Source organism: Acinetobacter sp. AS5, from assembly GCF_048957595.1.
In the GTDB taxonomy this organism is placed as follows: Bacteria; Pseudomonadota; Gammaproteobacteria; order Pseudomonadales; family Moraxellaceae; genus Acinetobacter.
Map to the genome: position 1 here is coordinate 1 of NZ_JARDAL010000118.1, position 2,209 is coordinate 2,209.

General features: G+C 35.2%; 1 protein-coding gene and 2 pseudogenes. 1 reads left to right on the forward strand and 2 read right to left on the reverse strand.

The window, feature by feature from the left end:
- Positions 1-160: 160 nt before the first annotated feature.
- Positions 161-274 (forward strand): annotated as a pseudogene (locus PV763_RS17405) (TetR family transcriptional regulator); the annotation flags it as partial.
- Between the two features lie 76 nt (positions 275-350).
- Here PV763_RS17405 and PV763_RS17410 read toward each other — a convergent pair.
- Both PV763_RS17410 and PV763_RS17415 read right to left on the reverse strand, forming a co-directional pair.
- Positions 351-965 carry a thiol:disulfide interchange protein DsbA/DsbL gene (locus PV763_RS17410; protein ID WP_004281881.1) on the reverse strand — a complete coding sequence of 205 codons (615 nt, stop codon included), beginning with the start codon at positions 963-965 and terminating at the stop codon, positions 351-353.
- Positions 966-1,142: 177 nt separating this feature from the next.
- Positions 1,143-1,282: pseudogene (locus PV763_RS17415) on the reverse strand (cation transporter); the annotation flags it as partial.
- Positions 1,283-2,209 lie beyond the last annotated feature (927 nt).

Sequence of the window (2,209 nt, forward strand, 5' to 3'; positions counted from 1 at the left end):
CCAAATGGCAATATTTCCGCGACTCATGAGTGCTCGGTTATATGCGGGCCAATTGGTTGTGCGGTAGATTTTGTGTGCAGGCTTCTTCATTTGAAAATTATATCGCTGAAAAACCCTTTACAGATAGGTTTGTGCAACAAAGCCATCCACGATTCATATTCAATCCCATGACTTTAAAGCGCAAAGCGTGTTGCAGATGCAGCTCTTATTCCGAGGAATTTTACACTGGTATCGCCCGCCGATAGAAACACCAGATCCGGCAGTCAGGACGTAAATAACCATTCCTCCAGTTTAAATAAAAAAACCTGCAGATTCGATGCAGGTTTTTTTTAGAGATAATCAATCGCGTCTTATTTGGCTTTACGCTCTTTTTCAATCAGGTAATTCACCACCTGAATTACTTTGGCATCATTGCCCTGCACAATATATTTACCATTCACGGTCACCGCTGGTACACCGCTTAACTGATATTGAGCAGTCAAATTTTTTGCCTGAGCAATTTTTGACGAAATCGGGAATGATTTATAAGTCGTGTTAAATTTCTCTTCAGAAATACCATAACGGGTATAGAACTTGGCCAATTGTGCCTGTTCTAAAATTGGACGCTGCTTGTCATGAATATCATGGAATAACTGTAAATGTGCTTTTTGACGCACACCCAGGGCTTCTGAAACATAATAAGCACGTGCAGCCTGTTCCCAAAGCGGGTTCATTGCAGCAGGTGTACGTACAAAACGGATATCTTTGGGTAATTTTTTCAACCAGTCCTGCATATGCGGTTCCAACGTGAAACAGTGACCACAGCCATACCAGAAGAATTCACGTACCTCAATTTTGCCCGGTTTTTCGACTTTGACTGGTTTTGCGACCACCTGATAGTCCTGACCTGCCACAAAATTGGCCATAGCATTGCCTGAAAAGGCCAAAACAGATGCGGCAACAGCTCCTAAAAGGAATTTTTTCATTGGGATTATCGTCCTCTAAATCATTATGCTTAGTGTATGGGTTCACTATAAATCAATTATGCCGGTTCCGTTTTCATGCTGCGAACTTTTGTGCTATCAGAACCGCTACATTAAAGTATGCGACTGATTTTAAGTCAGTTAATATGGCCATTCGACCGCTATGTGTTTTTAGATAATCACAAAAGTTAAACTTTGAGTAATAAAAACGGTTATAATTTCTACGATTAAAACGTAGTGGTCAAACCTACAGTAAATATTAGCTTCTTACTATTCTCTTCAGTAACAGCCGCGTGGCTCTGAGAATGATCTTCTGACATACAATAGTTTCCTTATTCTATTTACGATTAGCTGAGAGACTTGAGTAAGCCTCAATATTTCTGCTAAAAATTGCTTACTATAATTGGTCAAGAAGCTTTCTTTTCATTTATCCACCGGGACAATATTGGTAATAAAACCAACATAAGAAGGGTTGATGAGATAATTCCTCCAATAACCACATTTGCTAGTGGGCACTTTACTTCTTTCTCCAATTCCAATGCCTCCCTAACTAATTAGAGAGTTTTAAGCATTATTACATGAATCTTTCCAGTACTATTGTTGCAAATATACTAAGTTGCATATTTATTCCTGCCTATGTATAGGAGCATATGTAACCCTAAAGTTTAAAATAGTCTTTTCGGATTATTTAAAAATTTGAAAATGGTAAAGAATAAATTAAAAACAATAAATATATTTATCATTCGATTTAAAAAAATTAATTAATCTTAGTTACACCATACTAAAAATAACTAATTTTTAGTTTTCCTAGTTATATGTGCTTCATTATAATTTTGAATTAATTCTCTTCACACCCTTTGCTTTTTTCATTGTTAATTATTTCTAAATTTTTCTCTAAGAAACGAAGTCCCCCATCAGCAAAACTACTGGTTGAAAAAACTATAGTAAAAATAACTAAAACAATCTTCATATATATATTATTGAATCTAATCATATCTTGGACCAAAAAATAATTTCTTCATATACTAATTCCTAGATATATACACCTAAATGACAACCAAATTACAAATTTGTAATTTTGTTAAGGTTTGTCCTAAAAAAAATAAATTAATACTATTTTAACAAAGATAAGTCGTTGCTGAAAAATTTGAATTGTAAGGGATTTAATTAGGCACTGTTGCAAATAGAGATTTGAGTCGATGATGTTCCCTTTAAAAAGTACTTAGAGACCGAAAACCCTGTTGATT

Excerpts from the sequence above, each read along its gene's own strand:
- PV763_RS17410 (WP_004281881.1), bottom strand. The coding sequence starts at position 965 with ATGAAAAAATTCCTTTTAGGAGCTGTTGCCGCATCTGTTTTGGCCTTT.